This is a genomic window from Collinsella sp. LCP19S3_B7, from assembly GCF_052121795.1.
In the GTDB taxonomy this organism is placed as follows: Bacteria; Actinomycetota; Coriobacteriia; order Coriobacteriales; family Coriobacteriaceae; genus Collinsella.
This window is the reverse complement of record NZ_JBQKDO010000004.1, coordinates 15,281-37,862: the sequence shown is the minus strand read 5'-3', so window position 1 is coordinate 37,862 and position 22,582 is coordinate 15,281. Positions and strand designations below refer to the sequence as shown.

The window sequence follows — 22,582 nt, the reverse complement described above, 5'->3', positions numbered from 1 at the left end:
GCTCATTTGCAATTTACAAATAAGCGCCCCGGCTTAAACCGGGGCGCCATATAGCCAAGAATATGTAGCGTTTCGCTTACTTGCGATCGAGCTTGCGGACAGCAACACGCTTGCTATACTCATCGACGTGACCGAAGTCGCCGATGCCCACGGACTCGGCAACGTTGGCGCCGGTGGCCATAGCGAGCTTCATGGCCTCCTCGACGTTGTCGCGATCCCTGTACCACTTGTGCAGGAACGCAGCGAGAGTACAGTCGCCGGCGCAGACGGAAGAGACCAGCTTGATGTTGAACTCACGCTTAGCGTACCAGATGTCCTCGCCGTTGGAGAAGTAAGCGTCGCCGCGGCTACCACGGGTGAGCAGCACGTTCTGGACGCCGGCATCGTGAGCCATCTTCATGGCAACGCGGACCTCGTCGTCGGTGTCGACCGGCACGCCAAAGATGGCCTTCATCTCGTGATGGTTCGGCTTGATGAGCAGCGGCTTCTTGTGAGCGAGCTCCTTGAGCTTGTCGGAAGACAGGTCCAGGACGACGTCGGCGCCACGAGCCTGAGCGTGATCCATGACCTGAGCCAGGAAGTCGGGCGTAGCTTTGGGAGGCACGGAGCCGGAGACGATCAGGCACTCAAGATCGCCCGCGGTGTCCAGGATGTTGTAGAGCTCCTTCTGGTGCTCCGGCGTAATCGGGGCGCCGGGGTTAAGGATGCCGTACTCGTGCTGGCCATCGTTGACATAGGTGTTGATACGCGTGATGCCGTCGGTCCAGACCGGGCGGCACAGGCAACCCAGGTTCATGACCTCCTCGACGATGAACTTGCCCGTGAAGCCGGCGAAGAAGCCGAGCACGACGGTGTCGACGCCCATCTTCTTAAAGGCGAAGGACACGTCGAGGCCCTTGCCGTTAGCCGTGTAGCTGGCCGAGCCGGTGCGGACGTTCTCGTCGGGCTCGAGCGGAGAGCTCGAAACCGTCATGTCGACAGCCGGGTTAGCGGTTAGCGTGTAGAACATTTACAGTACCCCCTGTATATTTGAGGGCCGCGCGGCCAGCCCATTCCAACCACGCGGTTACCTCTGATACCAAATTAGCGAGCGGCAGCCTCAAGCAGCGCCTTGACCTCTTCGGCAGTGTTGCAGGCGAGCGCCTTCTCGGCGAGATCGTCGCACTCGGCCTTGGTCCACTGGCTGATGGTCTTGCGGGCGCGAAGGATAGACGGAGCGCTCATCGAGAACTCCTCGAGGCCCCAGCTGATCAGCAGCGGCTCAAGCAGCGGATCGGCAGCGGCCTCGCCGCACATACCGACCATGATGCCAGCCTTGACGCCGCTCTCGATGATGTTCTTGAGCGAGCGAAGCACGGCGGGATAGTACACCTGGTACAGGTTAGAAATGGTGTCGTTACCACGGTCGGCACACATGGTGTAGCCGATCAGGTCGTTGGTGCCGATCGAGAAGAAGTCGGCGACCTCGGCCAGGCGGTCAGCGATCAGCGATGCGGCAGGCGTCTCGACCATAATGCCGACCTCGATGTTCTCGTTGAACTTGCGGCCCTCTTCGGTCAGCTCGGACTTGCACTCCTCGACGAGCTCCTTAACGGCCAAGACCTCCTCGACGCAAGTGACGAGCGGGATCATGATCTTGACATCACCGAAGGCGCTGGCGCGCAGCAGAGCGCGGAGCTGTACCTTGTACTGGTCGGGGTTGGCCAGGCAGTAACGCACGGCACGGAAACCCATGAAGGGGTTCTCTTCCTTGACCATATGCAGGTACGGGATCTCTTTGTCGCCACCCACGTCGAGCGTGCGGATGATGACCGGAGCGCCATTGAGCGCGCTGGCAACCTTGCGATAGGCGTTGAACTGCTCCTCCTCGGAAGGAAGCTCGGCGGAGTCCATGAACAGGAACTCGGAGCGGAACAGGCCAATGGCCTCGGCGTCGTGATCGAGCGCGTTGGGCACGTCATCGGGGTTACCGATGTTGCAGGCAATGATCTTCTTGATGCCATCGGCAGTCACGGACGGCTTGCCACGGAAAGCCTCGAGGGCTGCCTTCTCGGCAGCGAAAGCCTCGGCCTTGGCGGTGTAGGCGGCAAGCGTCTCCTCGTCGGGATCGGCCTCGACGATACCCTTGCCACCGTCGACGACAACGGTCATGCCGTTGCGCAGCGCGGTGCAGCTGTTGGCAACCGAAAGGACAGCCGGAATCTCGAGGGCGCGGGCGATGATCGCGGAGTGCGACGTGCGGCCACCGGTCTCGGTGACGATACCGGCAACGTGAGCCTTATCGATCGTGGCGGTCATGGACGGCGTAAGGTCGTGCACGACAACGACAGTGTTTTCGGGCAAGACGGAGAGATCGACGACCTCCTTGCCCAAAAGCTCGGCCAGAATACCGGTGCGGATGTCGGCGATGTCTGCCGCGCGCAGGCGGAACATCTCATCGTCCATGGACAGGAACATGTTCTCAAACATGGTCGAGGTGTCCATGAGCGCCTGCTCGGCGCAGGTGCCGCCGTCAATGGCGGCGTTGATGGCGTCGGTCATGCCCGGGTCCTGAGCCAGGACGATGTGTCCGCTCATGATTTCGGCCTCGGCCTCGCCCACCGTCTCCTTCATGTGGTCGGCCTGAGCCTGGGTCTTCTCGCAGAAGACCGAAAGGGCGGTCTGGTAGCGCTCCTTCTCAGCTGCCGAATCAGCAACCTCGTGCGGCTCAAACGTCAAGTCGGGTTCGACGGCAACCATGACGGTGCCGATACCGATGCCCTCGGAAGCGTTGACTCCCTGATACATTCCTATTCCTCTCTCCGTGTCATGTGATAAAGCGTTTTGCCATATCCATGACAAAAGAGCGCAGTTCCCTTTAAACAGGTCACTGCGCCCCCAAATATGAACTTAGTTGTTCAACATGCGACCCGTTTGAGTTCTACTCGCCAAGACCGCTCTTGATGAGCTCGATGGCAGCAGCCAGAGCCTCGGCCTCGTCAGCGCCGTCGCACTTGACCTCGACCTCGGTACCGCAGGGGATGCCGGCAGCCATGAGGGCCATCGGGGACTTGCCGTTGACCTCCTTCTCGGGGGTGACGACCGTCACGTCGCAGGCGTACTTGCCCATGGTGGAGGCGAAGAGGCCAGCCGGACGCATGTGAAGACCCTGAGGATTAACGAGGGTAGCCTTCTCAGAAACCATAATTGACTCCTTTTTTGTGTTTAACCCCTATCAGCAATGCGACAGGAGCCATATTCACGACGTTGATTATATTAACTCACATCAAACGGTTTTTCATTATGTTTCGCACGAATTGTTGGACAGATGTCGTTCCTGCATGCTCGCCTGCCGGGCGGGGCGGTTAAGTTTGCTGCTCTACAGTCCTGCGCAAGACGGAAAGCACATTAAGTGCTTTCCTTTGCGTGCGGAACTCGCGACAAACTTAACCGCCCCGCCCGGCAGGCGAGCTGCGGAAACTCGGTCGGTCCAGAGCAATATCGTGCGAACGAAATTCTGGCTGATAATTTGTTCGCCTGGTTGATCTGGTTGATGCGGTTGTCTATACCCTCCTGTGAACTGAGGAGTATCCCGAACTGTCGGCAGGAAGGAAATGTCCCTCAGTACCGGGTTACTTGAAAAAAGGCGGGGACCCCTGATGGAGTCTCCGCCTTATATACAGGGGGCGATGTTATTCGCAAGCTGCGGGATTAGACCAGACGGGCGTTGATCGTCTTAGCGATCTCGGCAGCGTCGGTGGAACCCTTAACGGTGGCACGGAAGCCCTCGTCCATGAGCGCCTCGGCGACCTTGGACAGGATCTTGAGGTGCGTGGTGCCGGCCTGGGCACCGGGGATGAGCAGGGCAATAGCCACGTTGACAGGAGCGCCGTCCATGGTGTCCCAACCGGTCACGCCAGAGTCGTCCTTGACGACGATGACGGCGGCCTCGGTAATGGCATCAGACTTGGCATGCGGAATAGCGAAGCCCTCCATCATGCCCGTGGTGCCCTCGGCCTCGCGGGCCAGGAAGGCGTTCATTACGGCGTCGGCGTCGTCAGCGATACCGGCCTTGACAGCCTGGTTGGAGACAAAGCTCAGGGCCTCGTCACGAGAAGCAAAATCCTCGGCGACAAAAACGTTCTCGACCTTCACGAAGTCGGAAGCCTCAGCCTTGGGGGCCTCGACGGCAGCGGCCTTGGGAGCCTCGACCGGCTTAGCGGCAGCGGCGGGAGCGGCCTTCTGATTCTTCTCGAAGTCATACTTCTTGAAAGCAACGAACAAGATGCCACCGACCACGGCGCCGATGAGGATCGCGAGGACCCACAGCGGACCGTTCTCGACAACGGGCAGGACCAGGAAACCACCGTGAGGCGCCGGATCGTGGACGTTGAACATAATGGTCAGGATCGAGGCGATGGAGGAACCGAGCATCATGATGGGCATGACGGGCCAGATGTTCTTGGTCATGAACGGAATGGCGCCCTCGGTGATGTGGGTGCAACCAAGGATGAGGTTGACGATACCGGCGTCATGATCCTCCTGGCTGAAGTACTTCTTGCCGACGATGACGGCGAAGGTGGTGATCAGCGGCGGAACGATGCAGGCGGCGGAGACGGCAGCCATGAAGTTGGTGCCGAAGTTATAGGTGTCGGTGCCGACACCGGCAGCCAGGGCCTCGGTGAGCATAGCGGTACCGGTGACGTAAGCAGCCTTGTTGACCGGGCCGCCCATATCAAAGGCGCACATGCAGCCAATGGCAAGACCCAGGACAACAGCGCCAGAGGCAGACAGACCCTTGAGGAAGTCCATCATGGCGGTGTTAATGGCAGCCATGGGGCCGGAGATGCCGAGCATGACCAGACCGACGATGGCGGTCGAGAACAGCGGGTACAGGAAGATAGCCTTGAGGCCGTCCAGGTTCTTGGGCAGCTTGGCAAAAACCTTCTCGAGCAGCAGGATGACATAGCCAGAGAGGAAGCCGCCGACGATGCCGCCCAGGAAGCCGAAGCCCACGCCGGCACCGCCGGCATCGATCATGCCGGTCTCGGCATTAACGGGCAGGCCCTGGATGGCGATCATACCGGCGACAAAGCCGGGAACGAGCGCCGGGCGCTTGCCGATGGACTCGGCGATATAGGCGGAAAGCACGGGAACCATGAGGTTCATGGCGATGCCGCCGATGATCTTGAGCATAGCGGCAAAGCTGTTGTAGTCGGCAGCCGTCGAGTCGAAGGACGTGATGCCCCACAGGAACGAAACGGCGGTCAGAACACCACCGGCAACGACGAAGACCAGCATGTGGCTGACGCCGTTCATGAGGTGCTTATAGATGATGTGACCGATGGACTCCTTCTCCTCGACCTCATCCTCGACATCGGCAGCAGCCGCAACCGTGTCGTCGCCCTTGGCGGCGAGAGCACGGTCGATCAGCTTGCCGGCAGCCTCGACGGACAGGGCCTTGGAAACACCGACGGAAACCATGGGCTTACCGGCGAAACGCTCCGCCTGGACATCCTTATCGGCTGCGACGACGACGGCCTTGGCACCGGCGATCTCACCCTTCGTGAGTTCGTTCTCGACACCGACCTGGCCATGAGTCTCGACCTTAATGGTCAGACCGCGCTCGGCAGCTGCCTTCTCCAGCGCCTCCTTCGCCATGAAGGTGTGCGCGATGCCGGTCGGGCAACCGGTGGCGGCGATGATGTCAAACTTAGCCATGTGTCCCTCCTTCTTGAGTACTGCGCCCGCGGGCGCTCCCCTACACGCGCTACGGTGCGCGTTTTTCCACTCCTGAAAGATACCAAGCCACCGCTTATATGAGAAGCAATCCAGCCTATTTCTCCGGTGAAAGGTTCTTTCACAACCGTAAACGGTCGATGAAAGTTTACCATCAACTATTGAAACAGCAAGGTGTATCTTGTAATTGATTTCCCCGTATACTAGAGCGGCACACAACAAGACAGCTTTTAATGCCAACTAGGAGTCATCCATGTCCGATAGCAGCAAGAGCGCACTCTCCCTTATTAGCACGCACAAGGGATACAGCGAGTCCGAGCAGCGCATTGTCGACTATATCCTAGAGCACCAGTCCGAGGCACCGCTCCTAACAGCCGCGCAACTCTCGCGCGCCGCCGCAACCTCCGAGGCCACCGTCTCGCGCTTCTGCCGCAAGCTGGGCTTTGGAAGCTTTCGCAGCTTTCAGTTTTCGCTGGCGCGCGATCTGGAGAGTCAGCGCAGTGAAGGCCTCACAGACGAGGTCTCGCTCGATAATATGGAGCAGAGCCTCAAAAACATCCTCGCCGCAAAGGTCAGTGAACTCAATGCGACCATCGATGGCATTGATCACGATACACTGGCAGCCGTCGTGCACGCGTTTAAGAACGCAGGGGCTATCGAGTTTGCAGCCGTAGGTAATACCAACGCCGTTGCGCTTGACGCGACGTTTAAGTTTTCGCAACTGGGCCTTCGCTGTATGTCAAGCACCATCAGTGAAACCTCGATTGGTTTTGCGCTCACGTTGCGCCCCGGCGACGTTATCGTGCTGATCTCGAACTCTGGCAAGTCGCGTCGACTGAATCGCATGGCAAAAGCGGCTCGAGGCTGTGGTGCCACCGTAGTCGTCATCAGCAGCGACAGCAAGTCTCCGCTTGCTCGCCTAGCCGACTACACCTTTAATACCGTGAACCACGAGGCGCTGCTCACCACGGGCGACTTTGCGTTCTCCAAGATCAGCGCCACGATGATCATCGAGGTTATCTACAACTTCCTGCTGCCCGAAATCGAGGACGCCCGAGAGCACATTAGCTACTACGAGGAGCTTATCCAGCCGGATAAGGTCGTGGAATAGAAATTTTGGCGAGCCGACAAACGCCACTCGCCACGAAACCGGCCCATCTACTACGTTTTATCAGTATGGCCCAACCACATACCGAAAATAGAAAAACCGCAGGCGTTCTACCTGCGGTTTTCTTTTTGCAATTCAAGGCGTGGTTGCCGATAGCCTATTAAACGTAGTAGATGGGCCGGTTTCGTGGCGGCCGGGTCGAACATACATGTAACGGCTCGGCCTAAGCACGCGCTTCCTCGAGCATCTGCTTTGCGTGGGCCAAGCTCGCCTCCGATTGATCGCCGCTCAGCATACGGGCGATCTCTGCGGTACGGGCGTCCCCGGCCACCTCATCCAGATGGGTTTGGGGAACGTCGCCGGGCTCTTTGCTCACCACGTAATGTTTGTCGGCCATGACGGCGACCTGCGCCAGGTGCGTTACGACAATCACCTGATGCGTTGCGGCAAGATCTGCCAGAACGCTCGCAAGGGCGCGTGCAGTAGAGCCGCCAACACCGGCATCGACCTCGTCGAACACCAACGTATCCACGCCGTCCGCGTTACCCAAAACAACCTTGCTCGCCAACATGACACGGCTCAGCTCGCCGCCAGACGCAATGCGGCGCAGGGGGCGCGGCGTCAATCCGGCACCGCTACGATACAAAAGCTCGTAGCTCGAAGGGCCCGCCGGCGTCCACTCGGCGCGCGGAAGATCGCGCGAGTCCCAAACGAGCTCGGCGCCGCCCATCTCCAGGCGCGCCATCTGACGGCCAACCTCGTGGCAAAAGCGCGGGGCTGCCGTATTGCGTGCGCGCTTAAGTGCCTTGGCGGCGGCGAACAGTTCGCGCTCTGCCGCGCCAAGCGCTTCGCGCGCCTTCTTAATCTGCTCATCACCATCGTCTACCAGCGACAACAGCTCTCGCGAGCTATCGCGCATGGCAAACACGTCTTCCATGGTGGGACCCCACTGACGCAAAAGTCCCTTAAGGTCGGAATACCGCTCGCGCATACGAGCCAGCTCGCGCGGGTCGAAGGCGACCCCATCTCGATAGGCACGCAGCTCGTTGGCACAATCCTCGAGCGAGATGCAGGCATCCGAAAGCGCATCGGCGATAACACCCAGCTTGCGATCGACAGTAGCCATACGCGAAAGCTCCGCGACGGCACTGTTCACGGCATCGAGTGCTCCCCCTTCGGCAGCAAGCGACGCATGGGCATCGTTGGCCGTTGCCACCAGCACCTCGGCATGCTCGGAGCGTGGCAGCAGCTCCTCGAGCTCCTCATACTCACCCGGCTTGGGGTCGACCTCGGCGATGCGCTCCAGAGCGAAGCGCGCCTCCTCGACACGACTCCCCTGCGCACGCGAGGCCTCTTCGACGCGACGGACCTCTTTGGCAGCCGCGCGCGATGCCTTAAGGCAAGCACGATAGCGATCGAGCGCCTCGAGCGCCGGGCGCCCCGCCCACGCATCGACCATGGCAACATGATGCGCAGGGTCGAGCAGGCGCTGGTGCTCGTGCTGGCCGCAAAGATCCATCATCACTCCGACGCGCTCCGAAAGCTCACGCACGCTGGCGATGCGGCCGTCAATTTTTACGCGGCTGCGACCCTCGGCAGAAAGGCTGCGCTGCACGGTGAAGCCCTCCGTGTCGTGCGGGCCGTCAAACAGGCGCGCCTCGACGTTGGCGAGCGTCTCGCCCTCGCGCACCGTCGACGAATCCGCGCGCTCGCCCAAAATGAGCTTAAGCGCAGAGAGCAACGCAGTCTTACCGGCGCCGGTTTCTCCGGTCAGAACCGTTAAGCCCGCGCTCGGAACCAACGTCGCCTCGCGAATGAGGGCAATGTTGGAAACCTGCAGCTCATCGATCATGACGCACTCCGTAGAACACGCGGCTCACCGAGTTATAGAAGCTCTCGGGGCCGTAATCCAGCAGCAGTACATCGCCGGGACCGCGACGCACGGCCACGCTCTCGACCGTGCCATCGCAGGCAATAAACCGTCCATCGATGGCAATCGCTGGCACGCTCGGGCGGTCATCGGACATAAAAATCTCGACGACGTCGCTTGGCGAGGTCAAAAAGGCGCGAGCCTGAATGGTATGTGGGGCGATGGGCACGCAAACCATGCCCGTGTAATCGGGACTGACGATGGGGCCGCCGGCGGAAAGCGCGTAGCCGGTGGAACCGGTCGCTGTCGAAACGACGACGCCGTCACCGCGCAGGCGGTCGATATGATGGCCGGACACCGTGATGTCGAACTCAACCATATCGGACAGGGGCCCGCGCGTAAGCGCCATATCGTTAAGGGCAAACGTGCGCACGACATCCTTCGTGCCATCTTCGCGCACCGAAACGATATCCGCGGCGAGGGTGGCGCGGCGACTCACATGGAGCTCACCGGAAAGGGCATCGCTCACGACCTGCAAAATATCGCGATCCTCGGGGCTCGCGGCCGTCAAAAAACCCAAATGACCATAGGAAAGGCCCAAAATGGGGATCTCGCGGTAGTTGAGAATACGGGCGGCACGCAACAGCGTGCCGTCGCCGCCGAGCGTAATGACCAGGTCGGCATCGTCAACATCGGGCGCACGCTGGATCTTGGAACGCTGATCGGCAGCCCATGCGACCTCGTAGCCCTGGCGCGAAAGCCAAAGCTCGAGCATCAGGCCGCTCTCGACCGCCTCTTGCTTGTAGTAATTGGGAACCAGAAAGACCTTCATAGCGTTGCAGCTTTCTCGCTCAAAGCCGTTACCTGTGATTGCAGCTCATCGTCGGCACGCTCGCCAGAGGCAAACCTCGTGCCGTACAGGAAAAATTCGACGTTGCCCTTGGCGCCATGGATGGGCGACACGCACACGTCGAGCGGGAACAGGCCCTTGGCGGCAAAGAGCTCAATCGCCGCCACAAGCGTATCGCGGCGGACGGAGGGGTCGGTCACGATACCGCCCTCGCCCACCAGCGCAGCCGGCGCCTCAAACTGCGGCTTTACGAGCGTGCAGAACGAACCCAAAGGCTTCAGGCACGCCAACACGGCGTCGATGATATTCGCGATACTCGTAAACGACACATCGCAGACAGCCAAGTCGATAGCGCCGCCGTAGCCAAGCTCGGGCAGTTGTGTCACGTTGGTGCGCTCATGGAGCCTCACGCGCTCGTCTTGGCGCAGCGACCAATCAAACTGGGCGCGACCCACATCGACCGAAACGACCGTTGCGGCGCCACGCTTGAGCAGGCAATCGGTAAAGCCGCCCGTGGAGCAGCCCACATCGAGGCAAGCAAGGCCAATGGGATCGATCCCAAACGCATCGAGCGCGCCCTCGAGCTTGAGCCCGCCGCGCCCCACGTAGGGAATACGGCCCTTCACGTGCAGGGGCAGACCGGGCGTCACCTTAAGGCCCGGCGAGGTCAAACGCTCGCCGCCACTCGAGACCGAGCCGGCCATAAGAGTGCGAAGGGCATCCGCGCGGTCGGCGCAGATGCCCTGTGAAATCAGTTCGTCATCGAGACGCACGCGTTTCATGAATGCCATCAACCATTCGTATCCGGAGACGCGGCCTTGCTATCCTGGGATTCGTTTGCCGCATCCTCATCGTATTCCTGCTCGAGCTTATCGGCCTCACGAGACGTTAACTCAAACTTGTCGACCATATCGACCGCACGGGAGCCAAGTTCGATCGCCTCGTCAAACAAATCGAGCGAACGCTCCAAGGACGTATCCTTGGAGCGAACGGTAGCGATGATCTGGTCCAAGCGGTCCGAGATCTCGTCGAAGTTGCGAACGGAACCCTCTGGCATGGCTACTCCTCGACGGTACCGGTCTCGACCTCGGCGACCTCGGCACCCTCGTCGAGAACGCCGGCCGCAGCCTGAGCGGCTGCAACCTTGGCGGCAGCCTCGGCGGCCTGGGCCTCCTCGCGGGCGCGGTCCTCGGCCAGCAGCTCCTGATACAGGTCCTCGCCCGGCAGCTCCTCGCTACGCGCGATCTTGCCCAGCACGCCATTGACAAACGACGCGGACTGGTCGGTGCCATAGGCCTTGGCAAGCTCTACAGCCTCGTTGATCACGATGGCGTCCGAGACCTCCTCGTCGGTGAGGAAGCGCATCTCATAGACGGCGATACGCAGCAGATTGCGATCGGCGCCGGGCATGCGCATAAGATCCCAGTTCTTGGCGATGGAGCGCAGGGCGCAGTCGATGCGGTCGATATACTCGTAGGCACCGCGGCACAGCTCCAGAGCGTAGGGGTCGAGGGGACCCTTCGAGATCAGGAAATCGCCCTCGAGGACGCGCTCGAGCGGGCTGTCCGTCGCCTCGGCCTGGAACAGCAGCTGCAGCGCCTGACTGCGGGCAAGCGTACGCCCGCGATAAACCTTAAGGCTCAAAGGTTACTCCTTGGGGAAAACGAGGCCGTCGATGCAAACGTCAACGCGCTCGACCTCGACGCCTACCTGGGCATCGATAGCTGCGACCACGGCGGAGCGAACGGCCTCGGCGAGTTTCTTGAACGGATAGCCAAAGAACACCACGACGCGCACGGTGAGTGCGAGCTTGTCGCCGATGACCTCGGCCTCTACCGGCGGCTCGGAAGCCGGGGCCTTGGACGAAAGCATCATGGAGACAAGGTTGGTGGCAAGGTCCTTGACGCCCACGGAGGCGATGCCCTCGACATCCGTGACGGCGCGCGAGACGATGGCGGTCAGAACATCGGGCGAAATACCGATGCCGTCAATCTTGATTTCCTGGGGCATGAATCCTCCTAGAAGAGTTGGTTGCTAGACGCGGGAGACGAACTTGCCGTCGCGGGTGTCAACCTTAATGACCTCGCCCTCGTTGAGGTACATCGGGACCTGGATGACAGCACCGGTGTCGATGGTGGCCGGCTTGGTGGAACCCTGAACGGTGTCGCCCTTAAAGCCCGGGTCGGTCTGGACGATGGTGGTCTCGATGAACATCGGCGGGGTCACGCCCATGAGCTCGTCGTCGGCGAAGAGCAACTGGCAGGTGTCGTTCTCGCGCAGCCACTTGGAGTTCTCGCCCACCATGTCCTCGGGAACGGGAACCTGCTCGTAGGACTCGTTGTCCATGAAGATGTAGTCGGCGCCGTCGTTGTAGAGGTACTGGAACTCACGGGTGGTGAGCATGACGCTCTCGAACTTGGTACCGGCGTTGCAGGTGTTCTCGACGACACGACCGCTCTTGATATCGCGGGTCTTGTAGCGCACAAAAGCACCGCCCTTGCCCGGCTTGACGTGCTGGAACTCGACGATGGTGTAGACCTTGTCCTTAATGCGGAGACCGAGGCCGTTCTTGAAGTCGGCGGTAGAAATGGTAGGCATAGCGACCTTTCTTGTTATGGGTAGAACGCACAAGCGTCCAAATTACATACGAGCGAAATTATACACTTGCAGGCGGCGCCTGCGGCGAGCGCATAAAAAGAGAACGCGGGGCGCCCGAATCATTTCGGACGCCCCGCTTCCAAAATCGAACTGAATGGCTTAGCAGTCGATGACGTGCAGGTCGTGCGGGGTCTTGGTGAAGGGCTCATAGCCGTTCTCGGTGACAACACCGTAATCCTCCAAGCGCACGCCGCCCACGCCGGGCAGGTAGACGCCAGGCTCCATGGTGACAACCGAGCCGACCTCGATGATGTTCTTGCTGCGGTTGAAGTTGGGCAGCTCGTGGATGTCGATACCGACACCATGGCCCAGGCCATGGTTGTAGTAATCGCCATAACCGGCATCGCCGATGATCTTCTTGGAAAGCTTGAAGATATCGTTACCCTCGACGCCCGGATGGATAGCGGCGACGCACTCCTCGTGGGTGCGGCGCACGAGCTCGTACAGGTCGAGCTGTTCCTGCGTGGGCTCGCCCATCACGACGGTACGCGTCATATCGGAGCGATAGTCGCAGTAGCCCGCGCCATAATCCATGAGGACGAAATCGCCCTTCTCGATGACACGGTCGCTCGGGACGGCATGCGGGTTGGCGGTGTTGGGACCGCTCGCGACGATGGAGCCAAAGGCCAAGCTGTCGGCACCGTTGGCGAACATAAAGTTCTCGAGCTCGTTGCGGACCTGCTTCTCGGTCATACCGGGCTTAATAAAGCCGAGCATGTGCTGGAAGGCGGCATCGGTGATCGACTGCGCGTGTCGCATGAGCTCGATCTCCTCGGCATCCTTGATGGCGCGCATCTTACGAATGTCGTCATGCATCAGCGGCAGCATGCAGGCGACGGAGCGATCCTCAAGACCACGCTGAATACCCTGGTAAAAGTTAATCTGCATGTCATCCTCGACGGCGCAGACACGACACTTGTTGGCCGCGATCTTGTCGGCAACCCAACCGGGGATGGTGCCCTCGTCCATGTCGTAGACCCAGGGGCTGCCGGCGGGCGTGTTCTCCTCAAAGCTGTTGAGATAGCGCGAGTCGGTATGGAACAGGCATTGATCGGCCGTAATAAATGCGGCGTGCGGAAACTCGAAGGTGTAATCGAAGACGCCCTTTACACCCGTGAGCCAACGGAGGTTGGCCTCATCGCGCACGACGATAGCATCGTAGCCGCGCTCGACCATCAGGGCACGGACACGCTCGATACGACCGGCAGGACCGGCAGCAAACTCAGACATTCAGATTCCTTTCTTATTGTCCTCAAAAAGAGCAGGACGGGCTTCAAACAAATAGCCGAACCACAAGCGATTCGCAACCGATTGAAAACCCGTCCCTCAAAATGATACGAAAGACGATGGATGTCAATAAAGTTAAAAAAGTTCCTTGCGAGAAGCAAGATACGCCTGCGCATGGCGTTCGAGAATCTCGTCCTCGACATTTGTCAGGCGAATGGCGCCGAGCGCCGCGGGCAGCGGCAGCATGCTGCGGTTTGAGCGGGCAAACTGCTGCTTGCGGAACTCCTCGATAAACGCGGTGGGCTCCAAGTCGAAGGCAAGCTCTTCGATGCCAAAGTCCTCCAGGCAATCGTCGAGATCAAACACATTGTCGATATCGAAGTCGCAGGCATCATGTGCTAGGCGCGCCTCAAAGCGCATACCCTCGGAAAGGAGCTGGTATGCGGGAACGTTAGCCGCGGCCTCGCCCAGGCAGGCGCGAAGGGTGCGCTCCCCTGTCTTACCAAAATCGAGTGCATGGCGAGCACTGGGGTTCGTGGCCATGAGCACATCTTTGCGCGCGGTCTGGGACCACTGCACAGCATTGACGAGCGCGACCTCCTCGCCGGAAAGAATCTCGGGAACAGTCTCGGTAAACTGATTCCAGCGGGACTTGCTGCTCGAAAGCATGGTGCCAACAAGCACCACATAGCCGAGCTTGAGATCCTCGGGGTCCGCCTCGCGAACAAGGTCGAGGTCACACACGACCAAGCCCGATTCGGGACGGAACGCGATAGCGGGAAGCGCATTCGACGACGAGGCGACGAGCGGCTTCATGGTCGTCGCGACCGTGAGCATGGCGTCGAACGTTGTCGGCAGCAAGGCGCACTCGGTGCGACCGCACCACTGATTAGCACACCAGCTAACAACCGAGCAGGTTGCGGCATCGCCAACGGCGACAACAAGATCGTCGCAGGTAATGCCGTTGGCAGATAGGGCGCCAAAGATGGCATCGGCATCGGCCAGCGTGGCACCAGCAGGCGAAACCTCGAGTGGGAGCTGCGACACGACAAAACCGGCATCAACCAGCGCATGCTCGACGACCTCGCCAAAACGCTCTGACGTGGCGTCGTTCCAAACCACCAACGCGCGCTTAGGCTTGCCCACAGCCGAGGCAAACATGCGCGACAGCTCCTCGAACGCGCCCAATCCGACGCGGACATCGACACTGCGGTTTTGGAAATTGATCAGTTGACGGCGAATCATAGCAGCCCACGCTCCAAAAGCATCTCGGCACAAAGGTAGGAAACGTCCTCGAAGGACTTGTTGCGAATATCAAGGGTAATATCGGCGGCCTGGCGATATAGCGGACGGCGATGCTCAAACAGGCGCGCGGCATGCTCGGGCGAACGGAAATCGGGACGCGTGTCGGACCGACGAATCTGGCGAATCGAATCCTCAAAGTCGCCTTCGAGATACACACAGATACCCATCTGGTGCATAAGCTCAATATTCACCGGAGTCTCGACGATACCTCCGCCGCAGGAAACCAGCAGGCTGCGCTCGCTTTGGAGCGAACGGAGCGCCGAGGTCTCGAGCTCGCGAAAACGTTCCTCCCCCTCGGTCTCAAAAATCTCGGTCACCGATTTACCGCAACGACGCACGACAAGGCGGTCGGTATCGATAAAGCGACGTTTGAACATAGTTCCCACGTTGCGCGCAAGCGTCGATTTGCCCGCGCCCAAAAAGCCGATAAAGAAGATATGGTCGCAGCCGTGTTTGGTGTGCTGGGACATAGCGAGACCTATTCCTCGCAGGGAAGGTCGCGCAGGGCCCGGCGCTCAAAGATACGGAAGATCTGCGTATACCACAGGTCCTGAGTGGACTGCGGCTTTACCAAGATGGTATCGACGCCGGCGAAATTGCCGCTCCACACGTCCGTGTAGAGCTGATCACCGATCAGCACCGCCTCGTCGGCCGTGGCGCCGAGGCGCTTAAGACCCGCCTTGAGGGCAAACGGAGCCGGCTTCATGGCGTGGCTAATGGCCTCGAGTCCCAGCTCGCGTGCCGAGCTCATGACCTGGTCGCGATGCCAGTTGTTAGACACCATGCACAGCTTAAAGCCTTTGGCGCGGGCGGCATCGAGCCAAGCGGAAACCGCGGCGGGAACCTGCTCGGTGTCACGCGGCACCAGGGTGTTATCGCGATCGAGCAGAATGGCGCGTTTGCCGTCGGCCCACAGGGTATCAAGGTCGATGCGGTCGACGGATGCAACATATCGTTTGGGGCTGAAAATCCTCATGTTTAATTCCAAGACTGTTGGTGCTCTTCGTAGGTTTGCGAGAAGTACTCCTCGTCCTGCGTAATGTAGAAATACAGGTCATCGGAGTCGGTCGGCTCAAGCGTGGCCTTGAGTGCCTCGAGCGACGGGGAGCAGATGGGTGTGGGTGGCAGACCCTCGTGCTTATAGGTGTTGTACGGACTATCGCTCTGCAGGTCGTCGGCGGAAACCTCGCCACCGGTGACATACATCATGGTCGCATCGCTGTTGAGATAACGCAGACCGTCGAGCTTGCCGGCAAGGCGGTTGTAGAAGACCGAGGCGACATGTGCGCGCTGCTCGGCGTTGAGACCCTCGCGCTCAACGATGGAAGCGAGATTGATGATGTCGTAATCGGACATCTCCACGCCGTAACGCTCTTTGATCTTGGCCTCGCAACCGGCAAAATCGAGAGACTTGTACTCGGTGTTGAACTGATCGAGCATGGCACGGATAACGTCATCGGCGCTCGGGTCCTTGCCCAGCGAATAGGTCTTGGGGAACAGAAAACCCTCGAGCGAATCGTTGGCGGCGCCCTTAAGGAAGCTATAGTCGTCCACGTAGTTGGAGGCCTTGGCCTGGTTGAGGAAGTCTTCCTTAGAGATGCTGTCGTAGGCCTGGGCCACACGGTCGGCGACTTGATCGACCGTTAGACCCTCGGGAATAGTAAGCGCATTGGAGCCCTCATTGGGGCCTTCCATGAGCTGCTGAACAACCTTGGTCGCATCCATGAATGTGGTGAACGTATAGGTACCAGGCTTGAGCGACATATCGGCATTGAGCTTTTTCACCGCCGCATAGTAATCCTTGGGATTTTCGACGATATGGTTCTCGGAGAGGATCGAGGCGATGGTGTCGCCCGAAGCACCGTCGGGAATGGTCACCGTAACCTGCTGACCAGCCGTAACCTTCGTATCCTCACCGGCAAAGAAGCCCTTGACGGCCGGCACGACAAAGAAAGCGATCGCAGCAAGCGCGAGCACCGCCACCACAACGCCGATGATCATGGGAACCGGAGAACTCTTCTTTTGAGCACCGCGTCGAGCACGCGTGTCGTAGCTCGAGCGGGTCGCCGGAGCAACGCCATGCAAACCGCGAGCATGATGCGAATGAGATTGGGTAGCCTGCGTTCGCCGGACAGGTGCCTGCTGCTTAAAGCGGGTACCGCCTGCAGGCTGGGCCGTACGAGCAGTGGGCTGCTGAGCCGCGCGAGAAGCCGGATGCTGAACCGAACGAGCAGAAGGCTGCTGACCCGTCCGTTGAGCAGGTTGGGCCGAACGAGCGAAGGACTGCACCGGGCGCGCGCCAGGCTGAGCTGCGCGCTGCGTCGGCTGTGCCGGACGCTGGCCAGGCTGGGCAGGGCGCGACTCGGGCTGACGTGTACGATTCGGCTGGCGCGGATCGGAAGCGCTAGGCATGCGAAACCTCCTCGTTTTTACGATCGAGCCACGTCTGCAAAAACAGGCTGGCGGCAATCATGTCGATCTTGCCCCTCATCTGCTTTTCGTTGAGGCCCTGCTCGCGCAGGATACGCTTTGCCTCTTGCGAGGACAGACGCTCGTCCTCAAACTCCAACGGAAGATCGAGCTCGTCGGCGATCTTTTGTGCCACGGCGGCAACGCGCTCGGCTTGAGGGCCAGGCTCACCGGCCATGGTCAAGGGACGTCCGCTTACCAGGATGTCGGGCTCATAGTCCTCAACCAGGTAACGGAACGTCTTGGCCATACCGGTGACCTCAGCGGCCGGAAGCACCTTGACGGGCATTGCCATCTTGCCATCACGGCTCGAGACGGCAATGCCAATCCTGGTCTCCCCTATGTCGAGCGCGAGCGCGACCACAGCGACAACCTAGGCGCCGAGCGCGGTCTTAGCGGCCGCGAGGGCATCGGCGATACCGGCAGCATTCTTGCCACCGGCCTGGGCCATGTTGGGACGGCCGCCACCGCGACCGTCGACCAGACCCGCGATCTGCTTGATCACGTTGCCGGCGTGGAAACCGGCCTTGACGGCGTCATCGGAGCCGGCGGCAAGCAGGGCCGGGGTGCCCTTCTCGGTCACGCTGCCAACAACGCAGGCGACAGGGCCGGTGACCTTCTGGTGCACGGTATCCCAAACGTTGCGCAGGTCGGCGGCCTCGAGACCCTGAAGCTCAGCGACGACGAGCTTGTAGCCATCGAGCTCGACGGCGCCCTCGATGGCGCTGGAGATAGCGTCGGAGGAGCCACCGGTCAGGGCCTTCTTGAGCTTATTGGACGTCTCGCGCAGCTCGGCCTGCAGGTTCTCAACGCGGGCGGGAACCTCGTCGACGCGGCACTTGAGCGCAGCGGCAGCAGTGTCGACGAGTGCCAGGCGGTCGGCCATGTAGTCGAGGGCGCCCTTAGAGGTCACGGCCTCGATACGGCGGACGTTGGAGCCCGTAGAGGACTCGGAAATGATCTTGAACAGGCCGATCTCGGCAGTGTTGGCGGCATGGGTGCCACCGCAGAGCTCGCGAGAGAACGGCTGGTCCTCGGCGCCCACAGAGACGACGCGGACGACGTCGCCGTACTTCTCGCCAAAGAGGGCGACAGCGCCGGCGGCCTTGGCCTCGTCGATGCCCATGACGCGGGTCACGACCGGCTTGGAAGCGAAGATCTGCTGATTGACCAGGTCCTCGACAGCCTTGAGCTGCTCGGAAGACAGGGCCTCAAAGTGCGTGAAGTCAAAGCGCAGGTGCTCGGGCGTCACCAGCGAGCCGGCCTGGGAAACATGCTCGCCCAAGACCTGCTTAAGGGCGGCGTCGAGCAGGTGGGTGGCGGTGTGGTTGCGGCGCAGAAAGCCACGACGCTCGGCGTCGAGCGCGGCGGTCACGGTGGCACCAACGGTCAGCGTGCCCTCGGCAACGTGGGCGACGTGGGCATACAGGCCGTTGTGGTTCTTGGTGTCAGCAACCGTCAGCGCAACGCCCTCGGCAGAAAGCTCACCGGCGTCGCCCTGCTGGCCGCCCATCTCGGCATAGAACGGGGTGCGGTCGAGCACAACCTCGACATCTTCGCCCGCAGCGGCGGACTCTACAGACTCGCCGTTGCGCACGATGGCGACAACCTTGGCACCCTCGATGACGTCGTTGTCATAGCCGTCGAACTCGGTCGCGGCAACTTTGTCGGAAAGCTCGACCCACACGTCGTTGAAGCTGCCCCAGGCGTCGCCCTTGGCATTGGCGCGGGCGCGGGCCTTCTGGTCCTCCATGCAGGCGGTAAAGCCGTCCATGTCGACGTCGTGACCAGCGGTGCCGGCGATCTCGACGGTCAGGTCGATGGGGAAACCAAAGGTGTCGTGCAGCTTAAAGGCAACATCGCCCGGAAGGACAGCGCCGTCGGCGAGCGCGGCCAGGGCCTCGTCCAGGTAAACGCGGCCGTTGTCGAGCGTCGTGGAGAAGCGCTCCTCCTCGGAGGCGACGATACCCTTGACGAGCGCGACGTTCTTGAGCAGCTCGGGATAGGCCTCGCCCATCTGAGCGTTGACCTCGTCGATGAACTTGGACAGGAAGGCGCCCTCGATACCCAGCAGGCGACCGTGGAACACGGCGCGGCGGAGCAGGCGGCGAAGGACGTACTCGCGGCCCTCGTTACCGGGGAGGATGCCATCCGAGATCATAAAGTCGACGGCACGGGAGTGATCGGCGATGATACGCAGCGAGCGGCTGGCACCGGAGTAATCGTCGGCGTCATAGGTCTTGCCGCTGATCTCCTCGCCCAGCTTGATGAGGTGCTGCATCAGATCGCCGTCGTAGTTAGCGGTCTTGTGCTGCATGATAGCGGCCATGCGCTCCAGGCCCATGCCCGTATCGAGGTTGCGGTGCGGCAGCTCCGGCATGGAGCCGTCCTCCTGGCGGTCGTACTGGGTAAAGACGAGGTTCCAGAACTCCAGGAAGCGGTCGCAGTCGCAGCCGGGCTTGCAGTCGGGGCTGCCGCAGCCGACCTCCTCGCCCATGTCAAAGTAGATCTCGGAGCACGGACCGCAGGGGCCGGTGGGGCCGGCGGCCCAGAAGTTGTCGTCCTCGCCCAGACGCGAGATGTGATCCTCGGCAACGCCCAGAGAGCGCCACACGTCGTGGGTCTCGTCGTCCTCGGTAAAGACGGTGAAGTACAGGCGGTCGAGCGGCAGCTTGAACTCCTTGGTGATGAGCTCAAAGGCCCAGGCACAAGCCTGCTGCTTGGAGACGCCGCCAAAGGAGAAGTCGCCGAGCATCTCAAAGAAGGACAGGTGACGGCCATCCTCGCCGATGCAGTCGATGTCGTTGGTGCGGACGCACTTCTGGCAGGAGATAGCGCCGATCTCCTTCATGGTCTTCTTGCCCTGGTAATACTCCTTAAACTGGTTCATGCCGGCGTTGGCAAGCAGCAGCGAAGGATCGTCGGGGACGAGGGACGAAGAAGGATAGAGCTTAAGACCGCGCTCCTCAAAGAAGTTGAGGAACTTAGAGCGAATCTCAGCCGTAGTCATTGACGGGTAGTCAGCACTCATAGAGGGAATCTCCTCGGTTTCACATCGAAACAGTTCAAACGTAACGATATTACCATCCCACCGCGCCTGTGCAAAAAAGAGGGTCGCCAAACAGCGACCCTCCAGCGAATTTGCACGTTATTGCCTATGAACTTGAACTTGAAATGACTTACTGCTCATCATCGTCCATGGAACCGTCGATGCCGGTATTGGTATCGTCGTCCGAGTTGGAATCGTCGTCTTTGGCGAAGGGATTCTTGAAAAAGCCCGTAGCATCGGGCTGAAGGCCCGAGAGCTTGATCCAGGGGTTATCGAGCTCGGGCCTGGGCATGGCCTGCGCCTCGGGCGCAGTCTCGTTACCGATGAGCTCGGACTCATAGATGAACGTATCGTCTCCAAGCGCGTCATAAGCGGCAACCGGGTTGCCCTCGGTATCGCGATAGGGCGTGCCCTTAAACACGGCGCCGTCGTATGCCACGAGCTGGCGGCCGGTCTCGTTCTCAAAGTAGTAGACGAAAATGCCCTTGAGGGCCGCGCACAGCGGAATGGCGATAACCATGCCGATGGCGCCCATAAGCGCCGAACCGATAACGAGGGCCGTCAGGCTCATGATGGGATGCACCTGCACCGAGCTCTGCATGACTTTAGGCGAAATGACGTTGTCAGTGACATTTTGCGCCACCATGGTCACGACCAAAGTCCATAACGCCAGCATCGGGCTGAACATAAAGCCGAGCACCGTGGCGATCGCCGCGCTCACCCAGGGGCCAACAACAGGAACCAAGTGCATAATGCCCGTAAAGATGGCCATGAGTGCCGCGTAGGGATGGCCAATGAGCGTAAAGCCGATAAAGGCCAGGATGCCACCGCAGATGGACGTCACGACCATGCCACGCATATAACCGCCGACCGAGCGCGAAAGAATCGCGACCATAAAGCGGTAGGAGGTCTCCCTTTCCTGACCAATGATGGTGCAGACCTCGTGGTGCATACGGGGATAGTCGCAGGCCAACCAATAGGCAAGCACCAAACCCAGGAAGATGACGAACAGCTGCGAGGCCGTATTGGTAATGAACGGGAATACACCGCGACCAAGCTCGGCGGCAATCTGAGATACATACTTGGACGCCACGGTAACCAGCGAAGAAAGATTATCGTCCAGATACTCTTTGAGCGGCGTATTGTTGAGCGTCTTGGCATGCGAGACCATCTCGTTGAGATCACCGCCCGCAACACGAAGCTGCTCAGGCAGGCGGCTCAGGACTTCCATGATCTGACCAAAGAGAATCGGCGACAAGATGCAAACGACACCGACGAGCACAGCAACGACCACAATAAGCGCGATGAGCGAACCAATGCCACGGTTAACACCGTGATGCTCGAGCCAGTTAGTGATCGGCGACATCACAAAAGCGATGATGGAACCAACAGCTAGAAACTCGATAACCGGCGCCAAGATACCCATAAGGTTAAAGATGACGGCGGCGATGGCAATGCAGCCGACGACGGCCCAAATGCGAAGCGTCAGAATACGGGTATCGCGCAGCGCGCGATCGGTTTGTTGGGGGTGTTCACTCATGAACGAACCATCACTCCGTCGGGGTCGATCTTATCCTGAACCTTCTTAAGGGTACGGCGCAGCAGGCGCGAGACCTGCACCTGCGAGATGCCCAGCTTCTTGGCGATCTCGATCTGGGTCATGCCCTTTACGAAACGCAGCTCGATAACCTCGCGCTCGCGCGGCGAGAAATCGCGGATGGCCTCCTCAATCACCAGGCGGTCATCGGTGAAGTCGAGCTCGTTGTCATCGTCGGCGTAACGGTCGAGAATTGAAGGCGCGTCGTCAGAATCGGACGCACCGGGGGCCTCGATGGGCACCGAGGTATAGGCCGAGGACGATTCCATGGCCTCCAGCACCTCGTCAACGGTCACGTCTAGGTACTCAGCGATTTCCTCAACCTTAGGCGAGCGCTGCAGCTCGTTAGTGAGCTTGTCGGTGGCCTGGTTAACCTTGGCAGAGAGCTCCTGTAGGCGACGCGGAACGCGCACACTCCAACCCTTGTCGCGGAAGTGACGCTTGATCTCACCCAAGATGGTGGGCGTGGCGAACGTGGTGAACTCAAGTCCGCGCTCGGGGTCAAAGCGGTCGATAGCCTTGAGCAAACCCAGATAGCCGACCTGCATGAGGTCGTCGAGCGGCTCGCCGCGATTCTTAAATTTGTTGGCAAGAAACCTTACCAGGTTCATATGGGACATGACGAGCTGCTCGCGGGCGTCCGGATCACCGGTCTCTTTGTAGCGACGAAACAGCTCGCGGGTTTTCTCCTTGTCCCAAGCGGTCTTACCGCTCCGGGAACGTTCGGTCAT

Annotated in this window: 21 protein-coding genes; 1 reads left to right on the top strand and 20 read right to left on the bottom strand. The window is 60.2% G+C overall.

What is annotated here, in order from left to right:
* Window positions 1-76: 76 nt before the first annotated feature.
* The 4 genes from ACTQW0_RS02675 to ACTQW0_RS02660 form a co-directional block, all read right to left on the bottom strand.
* Window positions 77-1,009: a 1-phosphofructokinase family hexose kinase gene (locus ACTQW0_RS02675; protein WP_441566785.1), complete on the bottom strand. Its 933-nt coding sequence runs from the start codon at window positions 1,007-1,009 to the stop codon at window positions 77-79.
* Window positions 1,010-1,083: 74 nt separating this feature from the next.
* Complete coding sequence (gene ptsP / locus ACTQW0_RS02670) at window positions 1,084-2,787, bottom strand: phosphoenolpyruvate--protein phosphotransferase (protein ID WP_427728175.1); 1,704 nt, start codon at window positions 2,785-2,787, stop codon at window positions 1,084-1,086.
* Window positions 2,788-2,920: 133 nt separating this feature from the next.
* A complete protein-coding gene (locus tag ACTQW0_RS02665; RefSeq protein ID WP_022094575.1) occupies window positions 2,921-3,184 on the bottom strand; it encodes an HPr family phosphocarrier protein in 264 nt (87 codons plus the stop codon).
* Between the two features lie 506 nt (window positions 3,185-3,690).
* Window positions 3,691-5,700: a fructose-specific PTS transporter subunit EIIC gene (locus tag ACTQW0_RS02660; protein WP_441048795.1), complete on the bottom strand. Its 2,010-nt coding sequence runs from the start codon at window positions 5,698-5,700 to the stop codon at window positions 3,691-3,693.
* A gap of 271 nt (window positions 5,701-5,971) precedes the next feature.
* Between ACTQW0_RS02660 and ACTQW0_RS02655 the strand changes: the two genes are divergently transcribed.
* Window positions 5,972-6,829, top strand: a complete 858-nt coding sequence (locus tag ACTQW0_RS02655; RefSeq protein ID WP_427795869.1) for a MurR/RpiR family transcriptional regulator — start codon at window positions 5,972-5,974, stop codon at window positions 6,827-6,829.
* 220 nt (window positions 6,830-7,049) lie between these two features.
* Here the strand turns inward: ACTQW0_RS02655 and ACTQW0_RS02650 are convergent, their stop codons facing one another.
* The 16 genes from ACTQW0_RS02650 to ACTQW0_RS02575 all read right to left on the bottom strand — a co-directional run bounded on the left by ACTQW0_RS02650 (window position 7,050) and on the right by ACTQW0_RS02575 (window position 22,582).
* Window positions 7,050-8,678 (bottom strand): DNA repair protein RecN, encoded by a 1,629-nt coding sequence (locus tag ACTQW0_RS02650; protein ID WP_441566783.1) that lies wholly within the window; start codon window positions 8,676-8,678, stop codon window positions 7,050-7,052.
* Complete coding sequence (locus ACTQW0_RS02645) at window positions 8,668-9,528, bottom strand: NAD(+)/NADH kinase (protein ID WP_441566781.1); 861 nt, start codon at window positions 9,526-9,528, stop codon at window positions 8,668-8,670. The genes ACTQW0_RS02650 and ACTQW0_RS02645 overlap by 11 nt, the downstream gene beginning before the upstream one ends.
* Window positions 9,525-10,328, bottom strand: coding sequence for a TlyA family RNA methyltransferase (locus tag ACTQW0_RS02640; RefSeq protein ID WP_441566905.1), 804 nt, complete (start codon window positions 10,326-10,328; stop codon window positions 9,525-9,527). Before ACTQW0_RS02640 ends, ACTQW0_RS02645 begins: the two co-directional genes overlap by 4 nt.
* 8 nt (window positions 10,329-10,336) lie before the next feature.
* A complete protein-coding gene (locus ACTQW0_RS02635) occupies window positions 10,337-10,603 on the bottom strand; it encodes an exodeoxyribonuclease VII small subunit (protein ID WP_441559259.1) in 267 nt (88 codons plus the stop codon).
* 2 nt (window positions 10,604-10,605) lie between these two features.
* Window positions 10,606-11,190, bottom strand: a complete 585-nt coding sequence (gene nusB, locus ACTQW0_RS02630; RefSeq protein WP_427717322.1) for a transcription antitermination factor NusB — start codon at window positions 11,188-11,190, stop codon at window positions 10,606-10,608.
* A 3-nt stretch (window positions 11,191-11,193) separates the two neighbouring features.
* Complete coding sequence (locus tag ACTQW0_RS02625) at window positions 11,194-11,556, bottom strand: Asp23/Gls24 family envelope stress response protein (protein ID WP_154515527.1); 363 nt, start codon at window positions 11,554-11,556, stop codon at window positions 11,194-11,196.
* A gap of 24 nt (window positions 11,557-11,580) precedes the next feature.
* Window positions 11,581-12,144, bottom strand: coding sequence for an elongation factor P (efp, locus tag ACTQW0_RS02620; protein WP_154515524.1), 564 nt, complete (start codon window positions 12,142-12,144; stop codon window positions 11,581-11,583).
* A gap of 159 nt (window positions 12,145-12,303) precedes the next feature.
* Complete coding sequence (locus ACTQW0_RS02615) at window positions 12,304-13,434, bottom strand: M24 family metallopeptidase (protein ID WP_427717316.1); 1,131 nt, start codon at window positions 13,432-13,434, stop codon at window positions 12,304-12,306.
* A gap of 132 nt (window positions 13,435-13,566) precedes the next feature.
* Window positions 13,567-14,676, bottom strand: coding sequence for a hypothetical protein (locus ACTQW0_RS02610; protein WP_441566779.1), 1,110 nt, complete (start codon window positions 14,674-14,676; stop codon window positions 13,567-13,569).
* Window positions 14,673-15,206: a shikimate kinase gene (locus ACTQW0_RS02605; RefSeq protein WP_154515515.1), complete on the bottom strand. Its 534-nt coding sequence runs from the start codon at window positions 15,204-15,206 to the stop codon at window positions 14,673-14,675. The genes ACTQW0_RS02610 and ACTQW0_RS02605 overlap by 4 nt, the downstream gene beginning before the upstream one ends.
* A gap of 8 nt (window positions 15,207-15,214) precedes the next feature.
* Window positions 15,215-15,712 carry a YqeG family HAD IIIA-type phosphatase gene (locus ACTQW0_RS02600; RefSeq protein ID WP_441566777.1) on the bottom strand — a complete coding sequence of 166 codons (498 nt, stop codon included), beginning with the start codon at window positions 15,710-15,712 and terminating at the stop codon, window positions 15,215-15,217.
* Between the two features lie 2 nt (window positions 15,713-15,714).
* Window positions 15,715-17,148 (bottom strand): endolytic transglycosylase MltG, encoded by a 1,434-nt coding sequence (gene mltG / locus ACTQW0_RS02595; protein ID WP_441566775.1) that lies wholly within the window; start codon window positions 17,146-17,148, stop codon window positions 15,715-15,717.
* Window positions 17,141-17,569, bottom strand: a complete 429-nt coding sequence (gene ruvX, locus ACTQW0_RS02590; protein WP_035138185.1) for a Holliday junction resolvase RuvX — start codon at window positions 17,567-17,569, stop codon at window positions 17,141-17,143. The genes mltG and ruvX overlap by 8 nt, the downstream gene beginning before the upstream one ends.
* 9 nt (window positions 17,570-17,578) lie before the next feature.
* Window positions 17,579-20,236: an alanine--tRNA ligase gene (alaS, locus tag ACTQW0_RS02585; protein ID WP_441566773.1), complete on the bottom strand. Its 2,658-nt coding sequence runs from the start codon at window positions 20,234-20,236 to the stop codon at window positions 17,579-17,581.
* Window positions 20,237-20,384: 148 nt separating this feature from the next.
* A complete protein-coding gene (locus ACTQW0_RS02580; protein ID WP_441566771.1) occupies window positions 20,385-21,794 on the bottom strand; it encodes an AI-2E family transporter in 1,410 nt (469 codons plus the stop codon).
* Complete coding sequence (locus ACTQW0_RS02575) at window positions 21,791-22,582, bottom strand: RNA polymerase sigma factor SigF (RefSeq protein WP_427717298.1); 792 nt, start codon at window positions 22,580-22,582, stop codon at window positions 21,791-21,793. Before ACTQW0_RS02575 ends, ACTQW0_RS02580 begins: the two co-directional genes overlap by 4 nt.

Coding starts and splice junctions, on each gene's coding strand:
- ACTQW0_RS02675 (WP_441566785.1), bottom strand. CDS start 1,009: ATGTTCTACACGCTAACCGCTAACCCGGCTGTCGACATGACGGTTTCG.
- ptsP (WP_427728175.1), bottom strand. CDS start 2,787: ATGTATCAGGGAGTCAACGCTTCCGAGGGCATCGGTATCGGCACCGTC.
- ACTQW0_RS02665 (WP_022094575.1), bottom strand. CDS start 3,184: ATGGTTTCTGAGAAGGCTACCCTCGTTAATCCTCAGGGTCTTCACATG.
- ACTQW0_RS02660 (WP_441048795.1), bottom strand. CDS start 5,700: ATGGCTAAGTTTGACATCATCGCCGCCACCGGTTGCCCGACCGGCATC.
- ACTQW0_RS02655 (WP_427795869.1), top strand. CDS start 5,972: ATGTCCGATAGCAGCAAGAGCGCACTCTCCCTTATTAGCACGCACAAG.
- ACTQW0_RS02650 (WP_441566783.1), bottom strand. CDS start 8,678: ATGATCGATGAGCTGCAGGTTTCCAACATTGCCCTCATTCGCGAGGCG.
- ACTQW0_RS02645 (WP_441566781.1), bottom strand. CDS start 9,528: ATGAAGGTCTTTCTGGTTCCCAATTACTACAAGCAAGAGGCGGTCGAG.
- ACTQW0_RS02640 (WP_441566905.1), bottom strand. CDS start 10,328: ATGAAACGCGTGCGTCTCGATGACGAACTGATTTCACAGGGCATCTGC.
- ACTQW0_RS02635 (WP_441559259.1), bottom strand. CDS start 10,603: ATGCCAGAGGGTTCCGTTCGCAACTTCGACGAGATCTCGGACCGCTTG.
- ACTQW0_RS02625 (WP_154515527.1), bottom strand. CDS start 11,556: ATGCCCCAGGAAATCAAGATTGACGGCATCGGTATTTCGCCCGATGTT.
- efp (WP_154515524.1), bottom strand. CDS start 12,144: ATGCCTACCATTTCTACCGCCGACTTCAAGAACGGCCTCGGTCTCCGC.
- ACTQW0_RS02615 (WP_427717316.1), bottom strand. CDS start 13,434: ATGTCTGAGTTTGCTGCCGGTCCTGCCGGTCGTATCGAGCGTGTCCGT.
- ACTQW0_RS02610 (WP_441566779.1), bottom strand. CDS start 14,676: ATGATTCGCCGTCAACTGATCAATTTCCAAAACCGCAGTGTCGATGTC.
- ACTQW0_RS02605 (WP_154515515.1), bottom strand. CDS start 15,206: ATGTCCCAGCACACCAAACACGGCTGCGACCATATCTTCTTTATCGGC.
- ACTQW0_RS02600 (WP_441566777.1), bottom strand. CDS start 15,712: ATGAGGATTTTCAGCCCCAAACGATATGTTGCATCCGTCGACCGCATC.
- mltG (WP_441566775.1), bottom strand. CDS start 17,148: ATGCCTAGCGCTTCCGATCCGCGCCAGCCGAATCGTACACGTCAGCCC.
- alaS (WP_441566773.1), bottom strand. CDS start 20,236: ATGAGTGCTGACTACCCGTCAATGACTACGGCTGAGATTCGCTCTAAG.
- ACTQW0_RS02580 (WP_441566771.1), bottom strand. CDS start 21,794: ATGAGTGAACACCCCCAACAAACCGATCGCGCGCTGCGCGATACCCGT.
- ACTQW0_RS02575 (WP_427717298.1), bottom strand. CDS start 22,582: ATGACCGAACGTTCCCGGAGCGGTAAGACCGCTTGGGACAAGGAGAAA.